The organism is Micromonospora sp. NPDC047465, from assembly GCF_040643125.1.
GTDB lineage: Bacteria > Actinomycetota > Actinomycetes > Mycobacteriales > Micromonosporaceae > Micromonospora.
This window is the reverse complement of the sequence record NZ_JBEYTP010000008.1, coordinates 66761-90335: the sequence shown is the minus strand read 5'-3', so window position 1 is coordinate 90335 and position 23575 is coordinate 66761. Positions and strand designations below refer to the sequence as shown.

General features: G+C 71.6%; 25 protein-coding genes. 10 read left to right on the top strand and 15 right to left on the bottom strand.

Going from position 1 to position 23575, the window contains the following annotated elements:
• Positions 1–10 precede the first annotated feature (10 nt).
• From ABZ793_RS10455 to ABZ793_RS10440, 4 genes are all read right to left on the bottom strand, one after another.
• Complete coding sequence (locus ABZ793_RS10455) at positions 11–469, bottom strand: hypothetical protein (RefSeq protein ID WP_357454991.1); 459 nt, start codon at positions 467–469, stop codon at positions 11–13.
• The gene (locus ABZ793_RS10450) at positions 414–1136 is read right to left on the bottom strand and encodes a DUF6244 family protein (protein WP_357454988.1); all 723 of its coding nucleotides are present in this window, start codon (positions 1134–1136) and stop codon (positions 414–416) included. Before ABZ793_RS10450 ends, ABZ793_RS10455 begins: the two co-directional genes overlap by 56 nt.
• 74 nt (positions 1137–1210) lie before the next feature.
• A complete protein-coding gene (locus ABZ793_RS10445; protein ID WP_357454985.1) occupies positions 1211–1720 on the bottom strand; it encodes a VOC family protein in 510 nt (169 codons plus the stop codon).
• 194 nt (positions 1721–1914) lie between these two features.
• Positions 1915–2463: a heme-binding protein gene (locus tag ABZ793_RS10440; protein ID WP_357454982.1), complete on the bottom strand. Its 549-nt coding sequence runs from the start codon at positions 2461–2463 to the stop codon at positions 1915–1917.
• A gap of 173 nt (positions 2464–2636) precedes the next feature.
• On the opposite strand from ABZ793_RS10440, the gene ABZ793_RS10435 reads away from it, so the two are divergent.
• From ABZ793_RS10435 to ABZ793_RS10425, 3 genes are read left to right on the top strand one after another with little or no spacing between them, the layout of a single operon-like run.
• Positions 2637–3767 carry a sensor histidine kinase gene (locus ABZ793_RS10435; RefSeq protein ID WP_357454980.1) on the top strand — a complete coding sequence of 377 codons (1131 nt, stop codon included), beginning with the start codon at positions 2637–2639 and terminating at the stop codon, positions 3765–3767.
• A complete protein-coding gene (locus tag ABZ793_RS10430) occupies positions 3764–4396 on the top strand; it encodes a response regulator transcription factor (protein ID WP_357454977.1) in 633 nt (210 codons plus the stop codon). Before ABZ793_RS10435 ends, ABZ793_RS10430 begins: the two co-directional genes overlap by 4 nt.
• On the top strand, positions 4393–5076 hold the full coding sequence (locus ABZ793_RS10425; RefSeq protein WP_357454974.1) for an ankyrin repeat domain-containing protein: 684 nt from the start codon (positions 4393–4395) through the stop codon (positions 5074–5076). Before ABZ793_RS10430 ends, ABZ793_RS10425 begins: the two co-directional genes overlap by 4 nt.
• A gap of 167 nt (positions 5077–5243) precedes the next feature.
• Here ABZ793_RS10425 and ABZ793_RS10420 read toward each other — a convergent pair whose 3' ends face one another.
• Positions 5244–5633 (bottom strand): hypothetical protein, encoded by a 390-nt coding sequence (locus ABZ793_RS10420; protein WP_357454971.1) that lies wholly within the window; start codon positions 5631–5633, stop codon positions 5244–5246.
• Between the two features lie 130 nt (positions 5634–5763).
• Here ABZ793_RS10420 and ABZ793_RS10415 point away from each other — a divergent pair, with 130 nt between their 5' ends.
• Together ABZ793_RS10415 and ABZ793_RS10410 are read left to right on the top strand one after the other, a co-directional pair.
• Positions 5764–6969: a histidine kinase gene (locus ABZ793_RS10415; RefSeq protein WP_357454968.1), complete on the top strand. Its 1206-nt coding sequence runs from the start codon at positions 5764–5766 to the stop codon at positions 6967–6969.
• Positions 6966–7727 (top strand): response regulator transcription factor, encoded by a 762-nt coding sequence (locus tag ABZ793_RS10410; protein WP_357454965.1) that lies wholly within the window; start codon positions 6966–6968, stop codon positions 7725–7727. The genes ABZ793_RS10415 and ABZ793_RS10410 overlap by 4 nt, the downstream gene beginning before the upstream one ends.
• A gap of 128 nt (positions 7728–7855) precedes the next feature.
• On the opposite strand, the gene ABZ793_RS10405 is transcribed toward ABZ793_RS10410, so the two are convergent.
• The 4 genes from ABZ793_RS10405 to ABZ793_RS10390 form a co-directional block, all read right to left on the bottom strand.
• Complete coding sequence (locus ABZ793_RS10405) at positions 7856–9988, bottom strand: peptidase domain-containing ABC transporter (RefSeq protein WP_357454962.1); 2133 nt, start codon at positions 9986–9988, stop codon at positions 7856–7858.
• 17 nt (positions 9989–10005) lie between these two features.
• The gene (locus ABZ793_RS10400) at positions 10006–11064 is read right to left on the bottom strand and encodes a TIGR04500 family putative peptide maturation system protein (RefSeq protein WP_357454959.1); all 1059 of its coding nucleotides are present in this window, start codon (positions 11062–11064) and stop codon (positions 10006–10008) included.
• Positions 11061–12041: an MvdC/MvdD family ATP grasp protein gene (locus tag ABZ793_RS10395; protein WP_357454956.1), complete on the bottom strand. Its 981-nt coding sequence runs from the start codon at positions 12039–12041 to the stop codon at positions 11061–11063. The genes ABZ793_RS10400 and ABZ793_RS10395 overlap by 4 nt, the downstream gene beginning before the upstream one ends.
• A gap of 163 nt (positions 12042–12204) precedes the next feature.
• Complete coding sequence (locus tag ABZ793_RS10390; RefSeq protein WP_357454953.1) at positions 12205–12366, bottom strand: putative ATP-grasp target RiPP; 162 nt, start codon at positions 12364–12366, stop codon at positions 12205–12207.
• Positions 12367–12817: 451 nt separating this feature from the next.
• Between ABZ793_RS10390 and ABZ793_RS10385 the strand changes: the two genes are divergently transcribed.
• The gene (locus ABZ793_RS10385) at positions 12818–13999 is read left to right on the top strand and encodes an aminoglycoside phosphotransferase family protein (protein ID WP_357454950.1); all 1182 of its coding nucleotides are present in this window, start codon (positions 12818–12820) and stop codon (positions 13997–13999) included.
• 224 nt (positions 14000–14223) lie between these two features.
• A complete protein-coding gene (locus tag ABZ793_RS10380) occupies positions 14224–15333 on the top strand; it encodes an RNA-guided endonuclease TnpB family protein (protein WP_357454947.1) in 1110 nt (369 codons plus the stop codon).
• 119 nt (positions 15334–15452) lie between these two features.
• Here the strand turns inward: ABZ793_RS10380 and ABZ793_RS10375 are convergent, their stop codons facing one another.
• Both ABZ793_RS10375 and ABZ793_RS10370 read right to left on the bottom strand, forming a co-directional pair.
• A complete protein-coding gene (locus ABZ793_RS10375; protein ID WP_357454944.1) occupies positions 15453–16136 on the bottom strand; it encodes a hypothetical protein in 684 nt (227 codons plus the stop codon).
• 99 nt (positions 16137–16235) lie between these two features.
• Positions 16236–16631, bottom strand: a complete 396-nt coding sequence (locus tag ABZ793_RS10370) for a hypothetical protein (RefSeq protein WP_357454942.1) — start codon at positions 16629–16631, stop codon at positions 16236–16238.
• Between the two features lie 179 nt (positions 16632–16810).
• Between ABZ793_RS10370 and ABZ793_RS10365 the strand changes: the two genes are divergently transcribed.
• The 3 genes from ABZ793_RS10365 (at position 16811) to ABZ793_RS10355 (ending at position 19449) form a co-directional block, all read left to right on the top strand.
• Complete coding sequence (locus tag ABZ793_RS10365) at positions 16811–17164, top strand: VOC family protein (protein WP_357454939.1); 354 nt, start codon at positions 16811–16813, stop codon at positions 17162–17164.
• A 53-nt stretch (positions 17165–17217) separates the two neighbouring features.
• Positions 17218–18162: an RNA polymerase sigma factor SigJ gene (gene sigJ, locus ABZ793_RS10360; protein ID WP_357454937.1), complete on the top strand. Its 945-nt coding sequence runs from the start codon at positions 17218–17220 to the stop codon at positions 18160–18162.
• Between the two features lie 93 nt (positions 18163–18255).
• Positions 18256–19449 (top strand): FAD-dependent oxidoreductase, encoded by a 1194-nt coding sequence (locus ABZ793_RS10355; RefSeq protein ID WP_357455263.1) that lies wholly within the window; start codon positions 18256–18258, stop codon positions 19447–19449.
• 100 nt (positions 19450–19549) lie between these two features.
• Here the strand turns inward: ABZ793_RS10355 and ABZ793_RS10350 are convergent, their stop codons facing one another.
• From ABZ793_RS10350 to ABZ793_RS10335, 4 genes are all read right to left on the bottom strand, one after another.
• Positions 19550–19963, bottom strand: a complete 414-nt coding sequence (locus tag ABZ793_RS10350) for a hypothetical protein (RefSeq protein ID WP_357454934.1) — start codon at positions 19961–19963, stop codon at positions 19550–19552.
• 363 nt (positions 19964–20326) lie between these two features.
• Positions 20327–21661, bottom strand: a complete 1335-nt coding sequence (locus ABZ793_RS10345) for an ABC transporter permease (RefSeq protein ID WP_357454931.1) — start codon at positions 21659–21661, stop codon at positions 20327–20329.
• A 70-nt stretch (positions 21662–21731) separates the two neighbouring features.
• Positions 21732–22436, bottom strand: coding sequence for an ABC transporter ATP-binding protein (locus tag ABZ793_RS10340; RefSeq protein ID WP_357454928.1), 705 nt, complete (start codon positions 22434–22436; stop codon positions 21732–21734).
• The gene (locus ABZ793_RS10335) at positions 22433–23440 is read right to left on the bottom strand and encodes an efflux RND transporter periplasmic adaptor subunit (RefSeq protein ID WP_357454925.1); all 1008 of its coding nucleotides are present in this window, start codon (positions 23438–23440) and stop codon (positions 22433–22435) included. Before ABZ793_RS10335 ends, ABZ793_RS10340 begins: the two co-directional genes overlap by 4 nt.
• Between the last annotated feature and the right edge of the window lie 135 nt (positions 23441–23575).

The window sequence follows — 23575 nt, the reverse complement described above, 5'->3', positions numbered from 1 at the left end:
AGTCACTCCCTCAGTTCCGCCGTACGATTTGCACGATCACACCGCTCCGCTGCACCGCTACGAGTTCCTTCAGCCCGGGCACGGGCCAGTCGTCGAATTGCTTCTGTAGGGCGACGAGGTCCCCGTTCCAGTCCTCCAGGTTCAGTACTACGCGTTGAGTCTGCCCTTTCTCGACTTTCTCCGAGACTGCGGCCCAGATGCCGCGCACCGCCTTGGGAGGAGTGGGAGCGTAACAATCGAAGACGTGGCCTTCGATGAGGTAATCAGGGGTCTTCTCCGGATTGCCCGTGTCGCCAGCGCTGAGCCTGGCTGCCGCGATCTCCGGCTTGGTGGGGTTCTGGTGGATCCGATAACCCCGACCGGCGACAGTGTCGGCGCACTCGTTCTCGAGTTCTAGTGAGCGCCGTACCTCATCATCCTCCTTGGGGGGGAATCCTGGTCCGTGGTCCCGTCGGCGATCCGCCGACAACGCCGGTGGGCTGCCTGGTCCAGGGCGGAGTTGGGCCATGCCCAGCGGAGGCGGCGGTTCCACCGGTCGCGGCTGTCGACGGTGGGTCGTCGGTGGCGGCAGGCACGGGGCTGGTCGGTGTGGGGGCGCCAACCTCCATCAGTTTTCCGGCGACCCCGAACTGGCGCACTTCGACGATCGCCGTTTCGACGGACTGCCGGGCGGTGTTGGTGCGCTGCGCCACCGGTAGCAGGACCCGCTTGATGCTCTCCAGAGCGTCAAGCAGCGGCCCGGGCTGCCCGCCGTGAAGGATCACGGCGACGACTTGCTGCGCCCGTGCGATCCGGGCGATGGCCTCGACCGCCGCGTCGCGGGCCCTGTCGACCGCGCTCAGTACGGCTTCCAGAACGGCAACCGCTTCCTCAGGTGTGGCGGCGTGGGGCGCGGTGGCGGTGGTGGCCATCGTCGCCGCGGTGATCGAGTCGGCGAAGACTGCCAGCCCGTTCTGGAGTTCCCTGATCGCGTCGCGCACGCGAGCCGTGCCTGCTGCCGGCGGTGAAGCCGGCACCGAGGCCCGGCGGCCGACTTCCTGTGCCCTGCTGTCGGCGGCGGCTGCCAACCCTCGCGCTCGCTCTACGCCGGCCAGCAGGTTACGGAATTCGCCGTTGAGCTTCTCAATGTGCGACATCTGGCCGGTGCCCCCGATCGAAGGCGGTCAAGGTCCGGGAGGCTGGGGCCCCGATACAGCCCGTGCCATCCAGGTCACTCCGGGGTGTTGCCGGCTTCCACCTCGTCGGCGCCCCGGCCGAAGTCGGGGACGGTCAGCGAGCCGTCGTCGGCGAGGGGGAAGCCGGGGTTCCAGGCGATCTCCCAGACGTGCCCGTCGGGGTCGGCGAAGCAGCCGGCGTAGCCGCCGTAGAAGGTCTCGCGTGCCGGCCGGGTCACCTCCGCCCCGGCGTCGGCCGCCACCGCCAGCAGGTCGTCGACCTCGCCCCGGGACCGGACGTTCTGTGCCAGCGTCATCCCGCCGAACCCACTCCCGTCGGGTACGCCGGCGTCGGCGGCCAGCTTGTCGCGGCCCCACAGCACCAGCGCCAGCCCGCCGGCCTGGAAGAAGACGGTCTCCTCGACCTCCTGGCCGCGCCAGCCGAGCCGCTCGTAGAAGGCGCGGGCGCGGGCCACGTCGGCGACGCCGAGGGTGACCAGGCTGATCCGCTGCTCCATCACCCGGCCCCGAGGGTCGTCGCCCGGGTCGTGGACCTCATCGATCATCGCGGAGCCTCCAGGGGACGACCGGCATCGTCGCCACGGTAACGCGGGCTCACGACAGGCCGGGTCGACGGCACGCGAACGGATGGTGCCGCCGCCGCAGCCGGTGCCCGACCGGGCACCGTGCGTCCGACGCCGCAGGGGGCGGGCCTCCGGTCGGTGTCCCGGAGGCCCGCCCCCTTACGGCGGTGCCGCGCTCAGCGCAGGGTGGCCGCGCCGGCGTTCGCGTACTGCTCGTCGAGGTCGCCGGAGGGCGCGCCGCCGACGCCGATGGCCCCGACGACCTGTCCGTCGGCGCTTACCGGCACGCCACCGCCGAGGAACAGCGTCCCCGGGATGTCGCGCAGGGTGGCGCCCTCCCCGGTCACCCGGCCGGCCAGCGCGGAGGTGGGCTGGCCGAAGGAGACGGCCGTGAACGCCTTGCGGTGCGCGGACTCGGCCGTCTGCGGGCCGGCGCCGTCGCCCTTGAGCTGCACCTGCACGGTGCCCGACCGGTCGAGGACGACCACGGTGACCCGGTGGCCGCCCTTCTCGGCGGCCTTCACGGTCGCCTCGGCCGCGCGCAGCGCCGCGTCGAGGTCGAGCGACGGGTTTGCCACGACGTTGCTCTTCGCGGCGGTCGCGGCCTGCGGCTTCGCCACCGGCTCGGCGGCGGAGGCGGTGACGGCGACACCGGTGACGGCGGCCACGGCCACGGCGCCGGCGCCCAGGCCGAGCGCCATCCGGCGGCGGAAGTTGTGGATCATCACGATGCTCCCTGAGGTCTTCGGATCGAGGTGACGGTCTCCAGCCTGGCCGCCGCGCGCGGCGCGGTCATGGCACGCCGGATGCAACCGAGATACCTCGAATGGTTGAACCGGCCACCCCGTTCCTGCCGTACGCTGGACAGTTGTCAAGATCAATTGATCGGAGGTGGGCGGTGGGACGGCAGGACCGGCTGCGCCCGGCGATGCGGTGGGGGTTCCTGCTCCTGCTCGCCGCCGCCGCCTCCCGCTACGGCTTGCGCCACGGCTGGGGCGCCGACACCGGCGTGGTGCTGGCGCTGGCCGGGGTGCTGCTGGCCGCGTACGCGATCAACGAGCTGGGGCGGCGCGCGCCCGGCGCGCGCTTCGCGGCGGTGCTCGTCGCCTTCCTCGCGCTGGTGCTCGCCGCGCCGAGCTTCGCCCTGGTGGCGATCCCGCTGTTCTTCGTCGGCCTGCGCCAGCTACCGCGCCGCGCGGTCTGGCCGCTGGTCGGGCTGCTGACCGGCGCGGTCGTCGTCGCGCAGATCCGGCTGGCCGACAAGCTCGACCCCAGCCTGGTGCTCGGCCCGGTGGGCGTCGCCGCCATCACCACCGTCGTCTTCCTCGAACTCGACCGGCAGAACCAGGCCCGGCAGCGCGCGCTCGACGACCTCCTGGCCGCGCGCGACGAGCTGGACCGCAGCCAGCGCGAGGCCGGGGCGCTGGCGGAACGCGCCCGGCTGTCCCGGGAGATCCACGACACCCTCGCCCAGGGCCTGTCCAGCATGAACCTGCTGCTCCAGGCGGCCGACCAGGAGTGGGACACCGAGCCCGGGCAGGCCCGCGCGCACGTGCGGCAGGCCGCGGCGACCGCCCGGGAGAACCTGGCCGAGGCCCGCCGCTTCGTCCGCGGCCTGGCGTCCCCGGCGCTCGACGGCGCCACGCTGACCGACGCCCTGCGCCGGTTGTGCGCGGCGACCGAGCGCGACACCGGCATCCCGGTCCGGTTCGCCGTCGTGGGGACCGTCGCGCCGCTCGGCGTCGACGACGAGGTGGCCCTGCTGCGGGTCGCCCAGGGCGCCCTGGCCAACGTGCGCCAGCACGCCCGCGCGCGGCGGACCGCCGTGACACTGACCTTCGGCGACCAGGAGGTGACGCTCGACGTGTACGACGACGGAACCGGCTTCGACCCCGCTGCCGTCACCGGATTCGGGCTGACCGGCATCCGGGAGCGGATCACGCAGCTCGGCGGCACCGTCGCCGTCGAGAGCGCACCCGGCGAGGGCACCGCGATCGCGGTCAGCCTCCCGCTGCGGGAGGCCCGATGAGCACGCCGCTGCGGCTGATCCTGGTCGACGACCACCCGGTGGTCCGCGCCGGACTGCGGGCCCTGCTCGGCGGCCGGCCCGACATGACGGTGGTCGCCGAGGCGGCCACCGCCGGGGAGGCGCTCCGGCAGGCCGCGGCGCTGCGCCCCGACGTGGTGCTGATGGACCTGCAACTCGGCGACGGCGTCGACGGCGCCGCGGCCACCGCCAACCTGCTCGCCCTGCCGGAACCGCCGCGCGTGCTGATCCTGACCACGTACGACAGCGACGAGGACATCATGCGCGCCGTCGAGGCCGGCGCGACCGGCTACCTGCTCAAGGACTGCCCGCCCGACGAACTCTTCCGCGCCGTGCACGCCGCCGCCGCCGGGCAGACCGTGCTGTCCCCGCCGGTCGCCGCCCGGCTGATGGGCCGGATGCGCGGCCCGCAGCCCACGCTCAGCGCCCGCGAGGTGGAGATCCTCACGCTGCTCGCCCGCGGCCTCGCCAACAAGGAGATCAGCCGTCAACTCTTCATCAGCGAGGCCACCGTCAAGACCCACCTGGTCCGCATCTACGCCAAGCTCGGCGTCGACTCGCGGACCGCGGCGGTGCACGCCGCCGTCGAGCGAAAGCTGATCCGCCGATGAAGCGCCGCGCCCTGCTCGCCCTCACCCTCACCCTCGCCACGGCCGCCGGCTGCGCCCGGCCCGCCCCGACACCACCCCCGGAGAAACCCATGCCCCGCCCCGCCGACCAGGACCTGCTCATCGCCGCCGACGCCGGCGACCCCACGGCGGTACGCGCCGCGCTGGCCGCCGGCGCCGACATCGAGACCCGCGACGCCCGACGGCGTACGCCGCTGCTGCTGGCCGCCGCGAACGACCACGTCGAGGTCGCCCGGATCCTCGTCGAGGCGGGGGCCGACCCGGACGCGCTCGACGACCAGCACGACACCCCGTGGCTGGTGACCGGGGTGACCGGCAGCGTGGCGATGCTGGAGGTGCTGCTGCCCGCCGACCCCGACCTGACGATCGTGAACCGCTACGGCGGGATCTCCGTCATCCCGGCCAGCGAACGCGGCCACGTCGAGTACGTCCGGCGCGTGGTCCGCACCGGCATCGACGTCAACCACGTCAACAACCTCGGCTGGACCGCGCTGCTGGAGTGCGTGATCCTCGGCGACGGCAGCCGGCCGTACCAGCAGATCGCGGAGATCCTGGTGGGCGCCGGGGCGCGCGTGGACGTGCCCGACCGGGACGGCGTCGACGCGCGGGAGCACGCCCGCCGGCGCGGGTACGCCGAGATCGTCGCCATCCTGTCGCGCTGAGCGGCGGCCGGGGCGGGAGGCCGAGGCGGGCCGCCGCCGCGCCACCTGTTGACCTGCGGGCGCCCCGGCCGTCCGCTGCTTGGGGCGGCCCTTCGTCCCAGAACAGCCGAAGGACTCCATCCACGGGTGGACGCGGGCCGCGGCGATGCTGTTGGGATCGTGTCGTTTCAGCGCCTCGTGGCCCGCCAGGAGAGCGCCAGGAGCAGGAACAGCACAGCGTCGAAGACCAGGAAGACGACACTCTCCTGCTCGCTGTAGGCGGTAATTTTCACGAGCGTCAGCACGATCCCGAGCGGGAACGCCACGAAGCCCATTCCGATCCGCCGAGCTGCGGACAGTCCCGGCAGGAAGGCGATCCCCAGCTTCAGGAGGATGCCCGACAGGGTGAGAGCCACGATCGGGACATCGAGCCAGAGGTTCACCCAGACAGCCTCCTCGGGGGCGATGAACAAGAAGTAGGTGGCCCCCGCGAGCTGGACGCTGCCGAGCAGGCCGGCGACCACTCGGGCGGTGACGAGTGCGATGTTCCGGGTGGGCGCGGTGATGGTCGTGGTCATGGCGTTCCTTTCGGTCGGTACGCCGAGACGCTAGGTCGGCGAGAGCCACCGCCACCTGGCATCAGGGGCTGAAGTTCGGCTCATCCCGCGGGTTGAGGACTGCGGTTCCGATGAGTCCTACCCTTACCTCGTGACGATCCGTGCAGGGCTGACGAAAGGTGTGCGTCGCTCAGACGCCCTGCTCACCGGTGCTCTCCTCACGGTGAGTCTCGTGCAGGTCCTCTGGATCCAGCCCATCGGCAGCCTCTGGCTCACGAACAGCACCTGGATCGGTCCCGCGTTCGCGGTCGTCTCGGTCGTTCCGCTGGCGTGGCGACGTGCTCGTCCCGTGGCGGCAGCCGTCGTGGGCAGTTCGCTGTGGTGGATGCCCACGGATGCGTTCCTGTTCCTCGGTTACGTGTGCGCCGTGTTGCTCTTCTTCTCCCTGGGCCGCTGGGCCACGAGTCTGCGAAGGGGCTGCCTGGCCTGTGCGTGGGCCATCACCACCGGGACGTTCGGGTGGCTGGCGATCGAGCATGCGGAGAACCGACTCATCCATCTCGTCCTCGACATCGACGTCCAGCAGCGGGCCGCGGAGCTGAGGATCCCAGGGGCCGAGACGTTGCTCGGCATCCTGGGCTTCTGGCTCATCGTGCTCGTCCCCTACGCCGTCGGCCGGTTCATGGTGACGAAGGACCGCGAGGCGGAGCAGCGGATCGCGGCCGAGCGGGAGGCGGCCCGCCGCGAGGCCGTCGAGGAGGAACGGGCCCGCATCGTCCGCGAGTTGCACGACGTCGTCGGGCACGAGGTGACGCTCATGTCGATCCAATCCGAGGCGGCTGCCCAGGCCCTGGCCCTCGCGCCCGAACGCGCGGCCGGGCCCATCGCAGCGGTACGGGAGACTGCTCACAAGGCCAGCCGTGAGCTCCGGGCCATCCTCGACCTCCTCGGTGACGAGGAACTCGCCGTCGCTCCCGACGGACGGGGGCTGGCGGAGCTGACCGACCGCGCAGCACGCCTCGGGATCGCCAACAGCCTCCTCGTCACCGGCGAGCCCTGGGTCGATGCCCCACGACACTGGCTCGCGGTCAACCGCATCGTGCAGGAATGCCTGACCAACGCCGGAAAGCACGCCCCCGGGGAGAAGGTCGACATCACCCTGGAATGGCGCGACGAGGGCGTGCGGGTGCGGGTCGGCAACCTGTCCGTGGCCGAGCCCCGCGTCGGCCTGGGACACGGCATCCCGGGCATGACGGAGCGCGCACGCGTTCTCGGCGGCACGCTCGACGCGGCGCACGTTGACGGGCGCTTCGAGGTGACCGCATGGCTACCAGCCGCCGGGAAGGAGCAGCGGTGACACGCGTACTGCTCGCCGACGACCAGGACCTGGCTCGCAGCGGGCTCCGGTTGATCCTGGAACTGGCCGGCATCGAGGTGGTCGGTGAGGCCGGCGACGGGGCCGAAGCGGTCGCGCTCGCTGCCGAGCTGGAGCCGGACGTCGTATTCATGGATGTGCGCATGCCCGGCACCGATGGTCTCGAAGCGACCCGGCGGATCGTGGACGCCGGCCTGCCCTGCCGGGTGGTCATCCTGACCACTTTCGATCTCGACAGGCATGTGTACGACGCACTGACGGCCGGCGCCGCGGGTTTCCTGCTCAAGGACGCGTCAGCACAACAGCTGGTGAGCGCCGTCGAGCGGACCGTCGCCGGTGAGGCACCGATGGCGCCGCAGGTGCTGGCGCGGATGATCGACCGATACCTTGAGCGCGCGGCCCCGAGCACGCCCGAGCCGCCGCGCCTGCAGTCCCTCAGCCCCCGCGAGCGCGAGGTCCTGGGCCTGATAGGCGCCGGCCTGACCAACACCGAGATCGCCGAGCGCCTGGTGGTGTCGCTGGCGACCGTCAAGACGCACGTGCGCAGCATCCTCGCCAAGCTCGACGCCCGCGACCGCGTGCAGGTCGTGCTCCTCGCGCACCGGTACGGCGTGACGGGACAGGACGCCCTGCACCGCGCGGCTTCCGGGCGCGGTCCGTCCTCTCACGCTGAGCCCGGCACGGACCAGCGCCCAGGTGTCGGGACAATCCGGTCGCTGCGGTCGACTGCCCGGCGGTAGCGTGCCGGCGTGTCCTCGACGGGTTCGTCAACCCCACTGAGGGTTCGATCCGCGCCGGCAAGACCATTTCCGGCCTGCTGCGCTGGACGACGTCCATCGCCGACGTTGCCCGTGGACGGCTCTACGAGTCAGGACATCGCTGGCGCGGGCACCCCGGAGGCGGCGACCATGGCGGCGAACCGGCCACCGGCGGCGACGAGTTCCGCCGGGGGGCCGCATTCGACCAGGCGACCCCCGTCGAGCACGAGCACCAGATCCGCGTCGACGACCGTGGAGAGCCGGTGGGCGATGACCACGCGGGTCATCGGCAGGGACCGCAGGTTCCGCTCGACGGCCGCCTCGGTGACGACGTCGAGGGCGCTGGTGGCCTCGTCGAGGATCAGCACGGCCGGCTCGTCCAGCAGCGCCCTGGCCAGGGCGAGCCGCTGGCGCTGCCCACCGGAGAGGCCGGTGCCGCCGTCGCCGAGGTGTGTCTGGAGACCCATCGGCAGGGCGTACAGCTCGTCGCGGATGGCGGCCAGGGCGAGCGCGCGGTCGATCTGCGCGGCGGTGGCGTCCGGGCGGGAGAGCAGGAGCGCCTCCGCGACGGTGCCCGCACCCACGTACGGGTCCTGGAGCACGACTCCCAGTTGGCGGCGCAACGACGACAGGTCGACCTCGGCCACGTCGTGCCCGTCGTAGCGCACCGTCCCCTCGGTGGCCGTGTGCAGGCCGGTCAACAGGGACACCACCGTGCTCTTGCCACTGCCGGAGCCGCCGACCACCGCCACCTTCGTGCCCGCCTCGATGGTCACCGTGACGTCCCGCAGCGCGTACGGCGAGCGCCGGTCGTAGCGGAAGCCGACCCCCTCTAGGGTGATCCGGCCGGTCAGTCGTGGGGCCGGCGGCCGTGGTCGGGGCTGCTCCGCCGGGGCCTGGGCGATGTCGGCCAGCCGTTCGAGGGTGGGCGCGAGCACCGCGAACGCCGGCAGCCGCATGGCCAGCATGGCCGCCGGGGCGGTCGCGGCGCCGGCGAGCGCGGCCAGTCCGACGGCGGTGCCGGGTGAGGTGGTGGTGCGTGCGGCGACCAGCAGGATTAGGACCGGGCTGGCGACCTGCCAGGCGGACAGCACCGCCGCCGACACGGCCTCCATCCGGCTCTTGCGGTGGTCGGCGTCCAGCCCACGGTCGAACGCCTGCGACCAGCGTCGCAGGACGCGATTCTCCGCGCCGACGGCCCGGACGGTGGCGATCCCGCGTAGCGCGTCGCTGAGCTGACCGGCCTGCTCCCCGCTGGCGAGCAGCTCCTCCCGTTGCAGCGCGGCGATCCGGTGGGACAGCCACGCCGCGACCACGAGTTGCACGACCATGCTGACCGCTGTCATCGCGGCGACGGCCGGGGCGAGGACCGCCACGACGACCAGGTAGCCGGCCGCCAGCAGGGCGTCGATCCCGCTGGCGATGAACTGGGACGCCAGCAGGTGACGGATCCCGAGCGACGACTGGACCCGGTCCACGAGGTCGCCGGCGAAGCGCCGTCCCAGGAACCGGTAGCTGGCGCGGAACAGGTGCGCGACGGCGTCCCGGCCCAGCTGCGCGCCGATGCGCCGCTGGAGCAGGGCGACGCACAGGCCCCGGGCCAACGACAGCGAGCCCATGGCCAGCGCGAGGGCGGCGACGGCCGCGAACCAGACGGTGTGCGGGGCGTCCTGCCGGGTGAGGCTGTCGACGATCGTCTTGGTGGCCAGCGGCACGGCCAGGCCGAGGACGGCCATGAGCACCGAGGCGGCGGCGAGGAGGGCGAGCAGTCGCCACTGGCGGCGCAGCAGCGGCACGGCGAGCAGGCGGACGGCGCCGGCCGGCCGGGCCGACGACGCCGGCGCCGGGCCGTCGGGCGCGAACAGCAGGACGGCGCCGGTGACTCCGGCGGCGAACTCGTCGAGGGTGAGGCGCCGCCGGCCGACGCCCGGGTCGATCACGTCGACGTGGCCGCGCCGGACCCGTGTCACCACGACGTAGTGGTCCCCGCGCCAGTGGGCGATCAGCGGCAGGGCGAGCTCGCGGACGCGTTCCGGTCGGGTGCGCAGGGCGGCCAGCGCGACGGCCCGGCAGCGCAGGCCGTGGTCGATGGCCGCCGCGCGCAGGTCGCGCATGCTGAGGCCGTCGCGGCCGACGTCGAGGTCGGCCCGCAGGTGCGCGACGGGTACCGGCCGCCGGTGCGCCGCCAGGATCATGGCGAGGGCCGCGACGCCGCAGTCGGAGTCCGCGGTCTGCAGGATCACCGGTACGCGGTGGCGCATCAGACCCCTACCGCGGCCGTACGTTCGGCGTCGAGCCAGCACCATTCGATGTCGGCGCCGACGCGCGCGTCGGCGAGCCACTGGTCGAACACCGCCCGCTCGGCGTGCCGGCGTGTCTCGTCGTCCAGTTCGGCGGGCAGGCGGTCGAGGACGACGGCGTGGGCGGGCGTGCCGTGGATGCACGTCGTGACGGGCTCGCCGACGGCGGCCGACCGCAGCTCCTCGGGAGCGTCGACGGCTGCCAGGCGCAGCAGGCCAGCGGATTCTCCGCGCTGAATCGCTTCCGTGACGGCGGCGAGCGCGGCGGCCCGGTCCGCCGGGACCGGCGCCGGTCCACTCGTCTCCAGCGCGGCGATCCAGGCGACGGAGAGGGTGGCCAGTTCGTCGCGGTGTTCGGCGAGCCACGAACCGATCCGGCCGGCGGTCACGCGCCGCCGCAGGGCGGCGGCCTGTGCCGTGTGCCTGACCAACTCGACGAAGCCGTCCTGGTCGAGCCCGACGGCGTCGAGCCACCGGCGGGTCCGCTCGGCGTCGAGCAGGCCCTTGGCCCGGCGGAACGCGTCAGCGGCGTGCTGGATCTGGGCGTCGTCGAGCGGGATCGGCGCACGCTCGAGTTCCGCCTTGATGACGCAGGTGTCGATCAGCCGGGCCAGCACCTCGGCGTCGCCCCAGAGGTAGTCCAGCGCGCCCAGGCCCTCGCCGACACCGAGGCGGGTGGTCCCGACCCGGAGCAGGGTGCCTTCCGTGTAGTGCATGGCGCCGCGCAGCGGCCAGGGCTGGGCGGGCGCGGGACTGAACGCGACGGAGACCGTGCCGGCGGCGCCGCGGATGAGCAGGTCGTAGCTGACCGTGCCGTCCGCCGCACGGTCGTGGACCAGGTCGAGCCGGGCGTCGGCCCACCGGGAACGCAACCCGGCCACGGCCGAGGCGGCCCGGTCGCCGCTGCCGTCGCCCTCGACCTCGGACAGCCGGATCATCGTCTCGACCGCGTCGGCGAGCATCGCCGGATCCGGTGCCGCCGTCTGCTCCACGGGCGTCCAATCGATGGTGCTGGTCACGGGTTTCCTCCGGTTGTCGCGGTGGCCGTCGCCGACATCAGCAGGTCGACGATCGCGGCCGTGATGGGCAGGCCGGTGGCGTCCTCGACCCACAGGTACTGGCCGCTGGGGTTGATCTCCAGGAACACGTACCGGTCGTCGGGGGTGAGCACGAGGTCGATGGCGCCGTAGCGCAGGCCCAGTCGCCGGGTCAGTTCGACGCACCGGGCGGCGACGTCCCCGGGCAGGTCCCAGGGGCACATCCGGCTGTTCTTGTCGTCGTAGCGACGCCAGTCGTAGCGGGTGTGGTGGGCGTGCTGCGAGTCGATGGCCGCCGCGTAGACCCGCTCACCGACCACCGTGACGCGCAGCTCCAGGCGTTTGGGCACGTACGACTGGACGATGACCGGGCACTGCCGGATGCCCTCGACGTGCACCAGGTCCCGGTGGCGTACCGGCTCGGTGTAGCGCACCAGGCCGCCGCCCAGCCTGTTCAGACCGACCTGTTTGCTGATGAGGTGCCCGCCGTGGGCGTTGAACAGGTCGAGGACCGCGTCGGGGTGGTTGCCCGCGACGGTCTCCGGCAACTCGAAACCGAGCTGGGCGGCGAGCTGCAGCTGACGAAGCTTGTACTGGGCACGTTGGACCACCGGGCGGGGCGCCGGCACGGCCAGCGCGTCCAGGGTCTCCCACGCGTCGCCCACGAAGGTGGCGCTCTCGCCGGCGACGAAGTCGGCCAGGTACCCGGTCAGGTGCGCGGGCGGCACCGGACGGCCGGGCCGACGGAACCACACGGCGCTGACCTCGTCGAGGTCCACCTGCCCGCCGTCGTGGTGCAACGTCCGCCGTACGCGCCCGTCGGCGAAGTGGACGGCGATGCTCGCTCTGGTGGGCACCTGCGCGGGGTCGAACCGCAGCCACCGGGCGTCGCGGCGGCCCAGTTCCGCCTCGGCCGCGTCGGCGTGCACGTCGTCGGCCTGGGTCAGGATCAGAATCATCGGTTGTTTTCTCCTGCCGGCGGCGCGGGGCGGTCCCTTGCGGCCCGCCCTGCCCGAGCGTCGTGGACGGAAACTGCCGGTGACCGGTGTCGAGCGGCCAGCCGGCCGGCACTCGCTGCTCAGCTGCGGGCACCGGCCGGCTGGACTCGACCCGGTGACGGGATCAGAAGTCCTCGTCGGTGTCGGTGTAGCCGGGGTCGATGTTGATGGTCTTCGACGACCGGTGCCACGACGGCGGGAGACCGCCGATCAGGTTGGCCAGCTCGTCCTCGGTGAGCTCGACCCCGTCGGCCGGGATGTCGTCGATACGCACGGACTTGCCCATTCCGTTTCCTCCATGGTTGTTCGGGGCGGTCGTCGCCGCCCTCAACTGCCGGCTGAGCCAGCCCAGCCGGTGGATTTCGCCGACAGGTTTTGCCCCCCTCACCTCGTCGGCGTGATCGAGTCTCCGCATCCCGATGTCCCAGGATCAATTGGCTGTCGTCCCGGGAAAGTCGGGATTTTCGTCCCGGATCGGCCAGGAACTGTCCCCGGTGCCTGTCGGGCACGGCTGACAGTCGGGCACTGTCCGTCGTGGAGCTCGACGATGAAAGACGCTAAAGGCGCGGCACGTCGCAGTCTTCGGCCCACAGACTGATCGGCGGGTGGAGATCAGCCCCAGCGGCTCCGCCCGCGGGTGGAGAGCACAACCAGACGTTCCACCCGCAGGTGGAACCGGGCCCGGGTGCCCGGCAAACCCGGTCGCCGCGGTCGCTGTCCGGCGGTAACGTGCCGGCGTGTCCCGCACCGTGACCCTCGCCCTGGTCGATGCCGCCGGAGCGCCGCTGGGCGCCCTGCCGCCGTTCGACGTGCCGTCGCCCTGGTGGCAGGACGTCGGCCCCGTCGTGGCCGAGGCCCGCCGGCGGTACGGGGTCGAGGTGGCCGTCCTACGGCTGCTGACCGGCGACGCGCCGCGGGCGGTGGGCGGCGCGGTGACGTACCTCGGACAGGTGAGCGACCCGCCCGCCACGCCGATGGTCCCGGCGGAGGTGGACCTGTCGGCGGACCCGCTGCGCGCCCCCTACGCCGAGCCGGGCGGCCCGGCCCGCAGCCTCGCCTGGGCGACGGCCGAGCTGGAGCGGCTCGGCCGGCCGGCGGAGACCGTCGCCCAGCAGCGCACCTGGAACCTGTCGGCGATCTGGCGGCTCGACGGGCCGAGCGGGACGGCGTGGCTGAAGCAGGTGCCTGTGTTCTTCCGGCACGAGGCCGCCGTGCTGCGCTGGCTCGGCCGGGCCGTGCCGGGGAGGACGTCGACGCTGCTCGCCGACGACGGCGACGGCCGGATGCTGCTCGACCACGTGCCGGGCGAGGACCGCTACGGGGCGCCCATCGAGGAGCGGCTGGCGATGGCCGCCGACCTCCACCCGGTGCAGGTGCGGTCCGTCGCGGACGTGGCGGTACTGGTGGCGGCGGGCGTGCCGGACCTGCGTGCCCCTCATCTCGCTGGCTGGATCTGCGACCGGCTCTCCGGTCACGACACCTCGTCGGTGGAGCCCCTGCTGACCGGGCTGGAGGCGCGGCTGGACGAGGTGGCCCGGTGCGGGCTGCCGGAGACGCTGGTGCACGGGGACCTGCACCCCGGCAACATCCGTGCCTGTGCGGGGCGGCATGTCGTCATCGACTGGGGCGACGCCTTCGTGGGGCATCCCGCGTTCGACGTGCTGCGGCTGGCCGAGGGGCTCGACGCGGCCGCCGCCCGGTCGGTCTTCGAGGGGTGGTGCGCGCGGTGGCGGGCCGACGTGCCGGGGTGCGAGCCGGAGCGGGCCGTCGAGCTGCTGCGGCCCGTGGCGGGCCTGCGGATGGCCGCGGTGTACGCGATGTTCCTCGACGGGATCGAGGCCAGCGAGCGGGTGTACCACGCGACGGACGTCGACGCCTGCCTGAAGCAGGCGCTCGGGGACGTAGCCGCGCCGGCGTGACACGCACGTCCGGCCGGACCCGCCGAACGCGACCCACTCACTCAGGCTCGGCGCCCTCGTCACCCCAACGCGCCAGCGTGGCGGAAAGCTCCTCCAGCAGCGCGTCGACCTGTCTGCAGTCATCAGATTTGCGGCGTGGAAACCCGGCCGTTCAGGGCTGGGAGGAAACGCCGCTCCCTCCCCTCAAGGGTCATGTAACACAGTGGACTGATAGCTTGTGACATGTGGGCGGGGTGGTGAAGCGGGGATACAAGTACCGCTTCTATCCCACCTCCGAGCAGGCTGAACAACTCCACCGCACCTTCGGGTGCGTGCGTCTGGTCTACAACAAAGCCCTCGAGATGCGGACACGCGCATACGCCAGGGAACGCCGCTCGATCAGCTACACGGAATCGTCGGCGGCCCTGACCGAATGGAAACGCACGGAGGAGTTGGCGTTCCTCAACGAGGTGTCCAGCGTTCCGCTGCAACAAGCGTTGCGGCATCTGCACGCCGCCTACACAGCGTTCTTCGCCAAACGCGCCCGATACCCCCGCTTCAAGTCGAAGAGGAAGTCTCGGGCCAGCGCCGAGTACACGCGGTCGGCGTTCCGCTGGCGGGACGGGAAACTGACTCTCGCGAAGATGGACGCCCCGCTGGAAATTGTGTGGTCGCGTCCGTTGCCCGACGGCGCCGTACCGTCCACCGTCACCGTGTCCCGAGACGCGGCCGGCCGCTGGTTCGTGTCCCTGCTCGTCGAGGACCCGACCGTCGAGGCGCTCCCGCTCCTCGACACGGCGGTTGGCGTCGACGTAGGCCTGACCAGCCTGGTGACCCTGTCCACCGGGGAGAAGGTCACCAACCCCCGTCACGAGCGGGCCGACCGGCGGAAACTCGCCAGGGCCCAGCGGGACCTGGCCCGCAAGGAGAAAGGCTCGGCCAACCGGGTCAAAGCTCGACTCAAGGTCGCCAGGATTCACGCCCGGATCGCCGACCGGCGCCGGGACCACCTGCACAAACTGTCGACTCGACTCGTCCGCGAGAACCAAACGGTCGTGATCGAAGACCTGACGGTGCGCAACATGCTGCGCAACCACCGGCTCGCCCGCGCCATCTCCGACGCGGCCTGGTCCGACCTTCGGAGCATGTTGGAGTACAAGGCCGCCTGGTACGGACGCACCCTGGTGACGGTGGACCGCTGGTTCCCGTCGTCCAAGCTGTGCTCGGACTGCGGGCGGCTCACCGAATCCCTGCCGTTGACCATCCGGACGTGGCAATGCCCATGCGGTGCGACCCATAACCGGGACGTCAACGCAGCGAAAAATCTCCTGGCCGCCGGGCTGGCGGACAGGTAAAACGCCTGTGGAGCTGGTGTAAGACCTCAACGGAGCATCTCCGGGCGGGCAGTCGGCGATGAAGCAGGAAACCCCACGGGCGACCGGGGGAATCCCGGCCCTTCAGGGCCGGGAGGATGTCAAATCCGCGCATGGCGACAGGCAGGGGCAATGCGCGCCTTGTCGAGCTCGGCCTTGGCCGCGTAGCGCTGCGACGTCACGCCCGAGATCAGCGCGTCCTGCCCCCGCCGGATCAGCTCGTCCACCCGCGCCGGGTCGTAGCCGCGCAGGCCGATGGTGAAGTCGGGCGAGTCGAACCGCTCCCGGCGTTGCTGCCGGACGTCCGTGAAACGACTCCCTCCGAAGCGGGCCAGGGCGGCTGCCACCTCGTCTGCCGACTGCCGGACGTCATCGAGGTCGAGGAGGACCAAGGCAGGCCGGCCATCGAGCGGGCTCCGGCCGGTGCGCGGGCGATCGATGGTCGACCCGGTGGCCGGCACCAGCAACAGCGACGGAGACGTCGGCTTCCTGCCACCGGGCGTCGGCACCGGCTCGTCGAGGATGACGGAGTCGATCTCCGCCCACGGCACGAGCCGGTCGAGCCCGGCCAGCCGCAGGGTCAGCCCCTCGACCCCGATGTGGAACCTGAACGGCTTGAGCTCGCTCACGGCGAACGCGCCACCCATCAGCGCCGCGACTCCACCGAAGAGCCACGCGCCGACGGAAGGGGACGAACTGCCCGCTGCGCAGAGCAGGACGAGTACGCCGAACGCCAGGAACACAATGCCCGCCACCAGCAGGCGCCGGCTCTTGCGCAGCTCCATGCCCATACCTCGATCTCGTCAGGCCCCGCCGTGGAGAGCATGGCAGCCTCATTCAAGCGACCGGCTGGCAGATTCTTGCGCCCGAGGCGGAGACCGCGGTCAGTCCCGGTAGTAGTCGGCGTACATGGCTGACCGGCCGGTGACCGAGAACCCTTCGAAGTCGCCAGTCTCCTCACAGCCCAGCAGCCACTCCAGCGCGTCGGCGGCCTCCAGCGACGGGTGCGCCGCGAGGTAAGCCTTCGTCTCGGCCAGGCCGGCGCCGCAGAGCAACTGCACGTCGATCGAGCAGTGGGCGTCGAAGCTCGACTCCTTCGCGTCCCAGATGCGCAACACGTCGTCGAGGTGCCCGGCGTTGAAGAGCTGGACGCAGCACAGCCGCATCAGGAGCGTGTCGGCTTCCCAGCCCTGCTCGCCCAGCTCGGCCAGCAACTCGCGTACCGGGCCGAGGTCGGCCGGGTGCAAGCCGTGGCGACGGAACCACTCCTTCTCATCCACCCGCCGCACGCTACGGGTTGGGCGCGCGGTGGCGTGACGCCGTACGCCAGAACGAACCGGCGGCGGTGGACCGCCCGCACCCTGAACCACCGACTCGGCGAGGATGGGCGCTTGGGCGTGCCGGCCGCCGACAGGGGCAGACATGGTCGGCGAGGCTGCCGCCTGGCACCATGGCCCTCATGGCCATAAAGCGCGTAATGCCCGACCTCGCAACCGAAGACATCGCGACGGCCACCGCCTTCTACGTCGAGGTGCTTGGCTTCGAGGTCGTCATGGACATGGGCTGGATCGTCACCCTGAGCGATCGTGCCAACCCGAAAGCCCAGCTGAGTCTCATGACCCACGACGCCACCGCGCCGGTCATCCCCGACGTGTCCGTGGAGGTCGATGATGTCGATGCCGCGTATCAGGCCGCCCGGAACGCCGGCGCCGAGATCGTGCACCCACTCACCGACGAACCATGGGGCGTCCGACGCTTCTTCATGCGTGACCCCAACGGCAGGGTCATCAACGTCCTCACCCACAAGAGCTGACGACCCGTGAGCGGCGGCGGTGCGGAGTCGAGGTGGCTGGTTAGGCTCGGACCATGCCCCTTACCTCGGATGATGTCGACCGGTTCGTGGCCTTCAGGCCGCGCCTGGAGGCCATCGCCTACCGCCTCCTCGGATCTGCGGGGGAGGCCGAGGACGCCGTGCAGGAGACGTTCCTGCGCTGGCAGGCCGCCGACGTCGACCGCATCGAGGTGCCCGAGGCGTGGTTGACGAAGGTCCTCACCAACCTGTGCCTCAACCAGCTCACCTCCGCACGGGCGCGCCGCGAAACCTATGTGGGTCAATGGCTTCCCGAGCCGCTACTCGCCGGGGACCCCATGCTCGGCCCGGCCGACACCGCCGAGCAGCGCGAATCCGTCTCGTACGCGGTCCTCACCCTTCTGGAGCGCCTGTCTCCGAACGAGCGGGCGGTGTACGTGCTGCGGGAGGCCTTCGACTACCCGCACCGGGAGATCGCGGAGATCCTCGACATCACCGAGGCCGCCAGCCAGCAGATCTTCCACCGCGCCAAGAAGCACGTCGCGGACGGCAAGGCGCGCACCGAGATCGGCGAGGCCGCTGCCCGGCGGATCGTCGAGGAGTTCCTGGCGGCCGCCACCAGCGGCCAGACCGAGCCGCTCGTGCGCCTGCTCACCGCGGACGCCATCGCGATCGGCGACGGCGGCGGGAAGGTCCCGGCCCGCGCCAAGGCGTTCGAGGGCGCCGTCGCGGTCGCGAAGTTCCTGCGGGGCCTGTTCAAACCCGGCGAGGTCAAGCGTGCCCTGGTCGGCGGCGCGCCCGAGGTCTACGCCTGGACCGCCAACGGTGACCCCGCCGTCGTAGCGGTCGTGGGCGGCCGGGTTATCGGCGTCATCTGCCTGGAGGTCACCGCCGAGGGCATCGCCGCGTTCCGCAGCCAGGTCAACCCCGACAAGCTCGAACGCGCGACCGCGCGCTGGGCGGCCGCCAACCACGGGGAGCCCCTGTTCAACGCCTTCTGACCGCCGTGTGAGGTGCTTCACATCGTGTTCCTGTCAGGAAGCGGCGGGCCGTCCGGTTCAAGTGGCGAACCCGCGGAAGACAGGAGCAGGGAAATGCAGCATCGCATCGTCGTTCTCGGAGCCGGGTACACCGGAGCCGTCGCCGCCGGCCGGCTCGCCAAGCGGCTCCGCCGCGAGGACGTCGCCGTCACCCTTGTCAACGCCGAGCCCGACTTCGTCGAACGCGTCCGGATGCACCAGTTGGCGGTGGGCCAGGACCTCAAGCCCCGGCCATTCAGCGACATGTTCGCGGGCACCGGCGTCGAACTGAGGCTCGCGAAGGTCACCGGCGTCGACGTCGACCGCAGGACCGTCGCCGTCACCGACGCGAACGGCTCCGAAGAACTCTCCTATGACACGCTCGTCTACGCCCTCGGAAGCGGCTGGAACGCCCAGGGCGTCCCCGGGACCGCCGAGCACGCCTATGAGATCGCCAGCCGCGCCGGAGCACTCCGACTGCGCGAGCGCCTGGCCCGCCTCGCCGCCGGGCAGACCGTGGTGGTCGTCGGCGGCGGCCTCACCGGCCTGGAGGCCGCGACCGAGATCGCCGAGGCCCGCCCCGACCTCGACGTGGCCCTCGCCGTCCGCGGCGGCCTCGGTGACTGGCTCTCGCCGAAGGGCCGCGCGCACCTGCGGAAGGTCTTCGGCAAGCTCCGGATCACCGTGTACGAGCACGCCGCCGTCACCGGCGTCGAAGCCGACCGCGTCGCCATGGCCGACGGCAAGACCATCCCGGCCGCAGTCACCGTGTGGACCACCGGCTTCGTGGTGCATCCGATCGCGAAGGCGACCGCTTTGAAGGTCACCGGCACCGGCCAGATCGTGGTCGACGCAACCATGCGCTCGGTCTCACACCCCGACGTGTACGCCGTCGGCGACGCGGCCCACGCGATGGGACCGGGCGACAAGCCGCTGCGGATGTCGTGCGCCTCGGGCATTCCCACGGCGTGGCAGGCCGCCGACGCGATCGCGGCGCGCCTGACCGGCGGGAAGCTCCCGGACACGCCGCTGCGCTACTTCAACCAGTGCATCTCGCTGGGCCGCAAGGAGGGCTTGATCCAGTACGTCACCGCCGACGACCGTGCCGTGCAGGCGGTCCTGACCGGACGACTCGCCGCCGTCTACAAGGAGCTGGTCTGCAAGGGCGCCGCCTGGGGTGTCGCCAACCCGACGCTCGGGCTGCCGACCCGCCGCCGCGTCACGCGGGAGCGGGCCGCGACGGGCCCGGCCGTCGAGGCGCTGGGGTAGGCCTCGAAGCGGGCGGGCGGCCGCCGAAGCGTGTGCGTTAGCTCGGCTGGTTTGGCGGGCGTCGCACACGGGATCGCCGCAGCAACGACCGCGCAGCGCGCTAGTTGTTGGGCGCGAGCACCCCACGTCCTCGTGTGTCGCCGTCTGCGCGGGCGAGCCGGCTTGCGAGGTAGTCGCTGAGCGACGTGGCTTCCGGCACCTCGGGGTCGCCGGTGCGGCCTGCGGGGGCGTCGCGAGTCTGCCGTAGCTCCGCCACGAACTCGGACACGGGCGCCCCGGCGTGTAGCCCGACGGTGATCGCGGTCGACAGGGCGTCGGTCAGGCCGGCCAGGGTGGAGCCGTGCTTGTCGACGTGCAGCGAGACGTGGACAGACCGGTCAGCGGCGGCGGTAATGACGAGGCGACCGGGCGTGCCATCCAGGACGAATTCGGTCGTGGTGCCTGCCGTCCGGCGAGGTGCCGGTATCCGAGTTCGCCCAAGGTCCGCCATCGTCGGGTGCTCCTTCACGGTCACGCCTCACCCGGTGCCGGCGAGGACCTCGACACGGTAGGCAGGCGGGCGGGCCGGCGCCAGCGTGACACGGCATCCATTCGCACAGGTGAACGAAGACGAGGCCAGGGAAGGCAGGCAGCAGTCCGTGGAGCCTTCCGCCTTCCGAGGCGCATCTTCCTCTCGGTACGTCGGGATCGTGTCGTCGAGTTGCGGTGTGTCGTGGCGGTAGGGTGCGACGGCTGTCTTCCGGCAGGTCGCGGTCCATTGACGCGAGGCGGGACGGTTGTTGGCATCTTCCCTGGGGCGGGGGCTTCGGTTGTACCTACCTGGGCGGTTCACCTGTATGCCGATACAGGGTGAGGTGTACAGACCTCTGCGCGGGCCTCACGCGCGCATGACGGTGGCGATCGGGATGCGGGCGGCGCGGATGGCCGGGATGAGGCCGCCGAGCAGTCCGGCGACCAGGCCGGCGATGACGCCTGCGGCCCCTGCCTGCCAGGGGAATACGAGATCCTGGAGGAACTGCTCGCGATCGCCGAACAGTGTGCTGGTTGCGGTGAGTGCGAGCGCGGATACGCCGATGGCGGCGGCTGCGGTGAGGAGGCCGGTGAGAAGTGTCTCCGCGAGGACGATGCCGGCCAGCAGTGACCGTGAGGTGCCGACCGCGCGCCGTAGCGCGAATTCCTCGACCCGCTCTCCGACGGTCGCGAGCCCGACGTTGAGGATGCCGGCGACGCCGATGAGTAGGACCAGGCCGGCCATGCCCAGGAAGATCCAGCGGATGAGCGCCAGCTCCTTGGCGATGTCCTTGCGCGCCTGGATCGTCTCGAAGTGGAGCTGCTCCGCGGGGATCCCGCTGGCCGTGAGGCGGATCCGCAGCAGCTGCTCCAGGTCGCCTGCCGTGGGCGCGAGCATCACCTGCAGCCCGGGGCCGTAGTTGCCGCTGTTGCTCGCGCGCGGCACCCAGTTCTGCAACTCATCGGCTCGGGTGTAGGCGGTGGGCTGCGGATTGCCGTCGTCGATCACGCCGATGATGCGCGGGGTCGGGTTGGCGGTCGCCCCCTCTATGCGCATTTCGGCGGGCACCTGGTGGCGTGTGAAGCCTTTGGCCGCCTCGAGGTTGATGACGATGCGCGGGGACAACGACGGGTCGGAGGAAAAGTCCAGCCACTGGCCGGACACCGACCGGAAGGGCCGAAACTGGCGGATGTCGCCAGTCAGGGCGTTGAGGCTAAGTTCGATCGCCGCGCCGGGCACGGGAACTGGCGGGCCGTCACCGGCTGCCTTCATCGGCTGGCAGTAACCGCGAGGGTCGCAGTACATCTCGATGCCACCGGGACCCCCGTACTGTCCGCCGCCCGGCTGGTCGAACGGGCCCCCGCCGGGGTTGACCGGGCGGACACCCGGCTCTCCGATGATCGCCTGGGTGCTGGAGACCGCGACCGCGTCCGTCCGCCCTTTCAGGGTGTCCTGGCTGATCTGGATCGTGTCGGCGTTGCCCGGTAGATAGGTCTGGCGGGTGCCGTCCTTGCCCACGTGCAGTTCCAGATCAGCAAGCCGGGCATTCTTGGCGGTCTCGGCGCCGACCTGGACGACCACGACGGCCAGCACCCCCAGGAACAGGCTCACCATCGACAGGAGGGTGCGGGTCTTGCGAGCCCGGATGCCCTGAGCGCCGATGATCAGCGCAGAGCGGAACCGCCCAGAGAGCCGGATCACCCGGCCACCCCGCCGCGCTCAGCATCGGTGCGGCCTGGCCCGATCGCTGTTCTGTGCCGTGCTGGCCCGCTCACAGAGGCACGCTCCTTGTGTCGGTAGCCCGGTGGAGCATCCCATCGCTGAGGCGCAGCACTCGCTGCATCTTGTTGGCGTGGTCCCAGTCGTGGGTGACCAGGATCAGCCCACAGCCCCGGTCGGTCGCCGAGCGCATCACCTCGACCACCAGGTTGCCCGTCTCCGTGTCCAGCGCGCCGGTGGGCTCGTCGGCCAACAGCAGACGCGGCTCCCGGACGAGCGCCCGGGCGATCGCCACCCGCTGCTGCTCGCCGCCGGACAGGCGTGCCGGCCGCTGCTTGGCGAGATGCGCGATGCCGACCCGGTCGAGGGCCTCCAGGGTCCTGGCCCTGCGTTTGCGGCGCGGCAGCCAGCCCTGGCCGTTGACCAGGGCCATCGCCACGTTCTGCGCAGCGGTCAGGTGCTTGAGCAGGAAAAACCGCTGGAACACGAAGCCGAACTCGGCGCTGCGCAGAGCTGCCGCCTTACGCTCCGGCAGCCGAGTGATGTCCCGGCCATCCAGCAGATACTGTCCACCGTCCGGCCGGTCGAAGAGGCCGATCAAACTGAGCAGTGTGCTCTTACCGGATCCCGAGCGGCCGAGGATGGCCACACTCTCACCACTGTCGACGGTCAGGTCCGTGCCATCGAGGATCGTGCGGGTCGCCTTCTGGCCCTTGAGGGTCTTCGTGATGCCGTGGAGCTCCAGCAACGCCGTCATCTAACACCCATCGGAGCGGACGGGCCACCCTCCACGCCTGGTTTGCCGGGTGGGAGGTTGGGGCCGGGGACCGCGACCGTCTCGTCGCCGGTGAGACCGGATTTGATCTCCACGACCTTGCCGTCGCTGAGCCCGAGCACGACATCCTTGGTCTCCCGGCTACCGTCCGGCTTGACCACGTCCACCTTGCCCCGGCCCTGCCCACCGGCGACCGCTTCGACCGGCAGCACCAGCACCTTGGTGGCCCTCGCGGTCACCACCTCGAGCGTGGCGCTGGCACCGTTGATCAGCTTCACCTTCGCGGGTGCGGTGCACACCAGACGCATCCCGGTCGGCTCCGACGGCTCGATCCTGTCCTGCTGGTCCGAGGGCGGTTGAACGACTGGCGGGGCGGACGGCTGGCCGGACGGCGCGGCCGACGGCCGCGCCGCCGGCGGGTCCGGGATGGTGCCGGCAGGCAGGGCGGCGATGGTGCCGAGCACCTTACACGGGAACGGCCCGGGGCCGTTCTTGATCTGGGCCTGAACCGTCGCGAGAGCATCCGAGATCTGGTACGCCTGGGCGCCGTCGATGTCGGCGACGAGCCCGTAGCCGACCTTCTTCGCCGAAACGATGGGCATGCCAGCAGTCACCTTGGAGCCGTCGTCCACCAGCCGGCCGGCGAACACCGAACCCGCCGGGACCTCGATGCGGTGCGCCTTGCCGCCGGACACCCAGACGCTCGCCACCCTCGTCGGCCTGGTCGGCGTACTCCGCGGCGTCCTGACATCGAGATACCGCACCTGCCCGGCGGCCGGGGCCACGATCCCGAACACCGGGTTGATGGTCACCTTGCCGGACAGGCTCACCTTGTTGGCAAGGTCCTGCCGGGTGGGCTGCACCGTAGTCATCGTCGTGCCCCGGGGCGCGAGACCAGGCGTCTCCGCCTGCGCGCTCGGCTCGCTGCAGCCCGCTGCAGCGGCCACAAACATCGCGAGGACGCACAATGACAGCAGCCTTCGCACCGGTACCCCTAACTCGATTACCTTGGGCGAACACTCGACAAGACGCGGGGGTCGGCGATCGGTTGCCCACGGCGTGGGGCTACCTCGGCGACAATCGAACCGCCGAAGACTACCGCGGGCCCTCCTGGTGCGCTG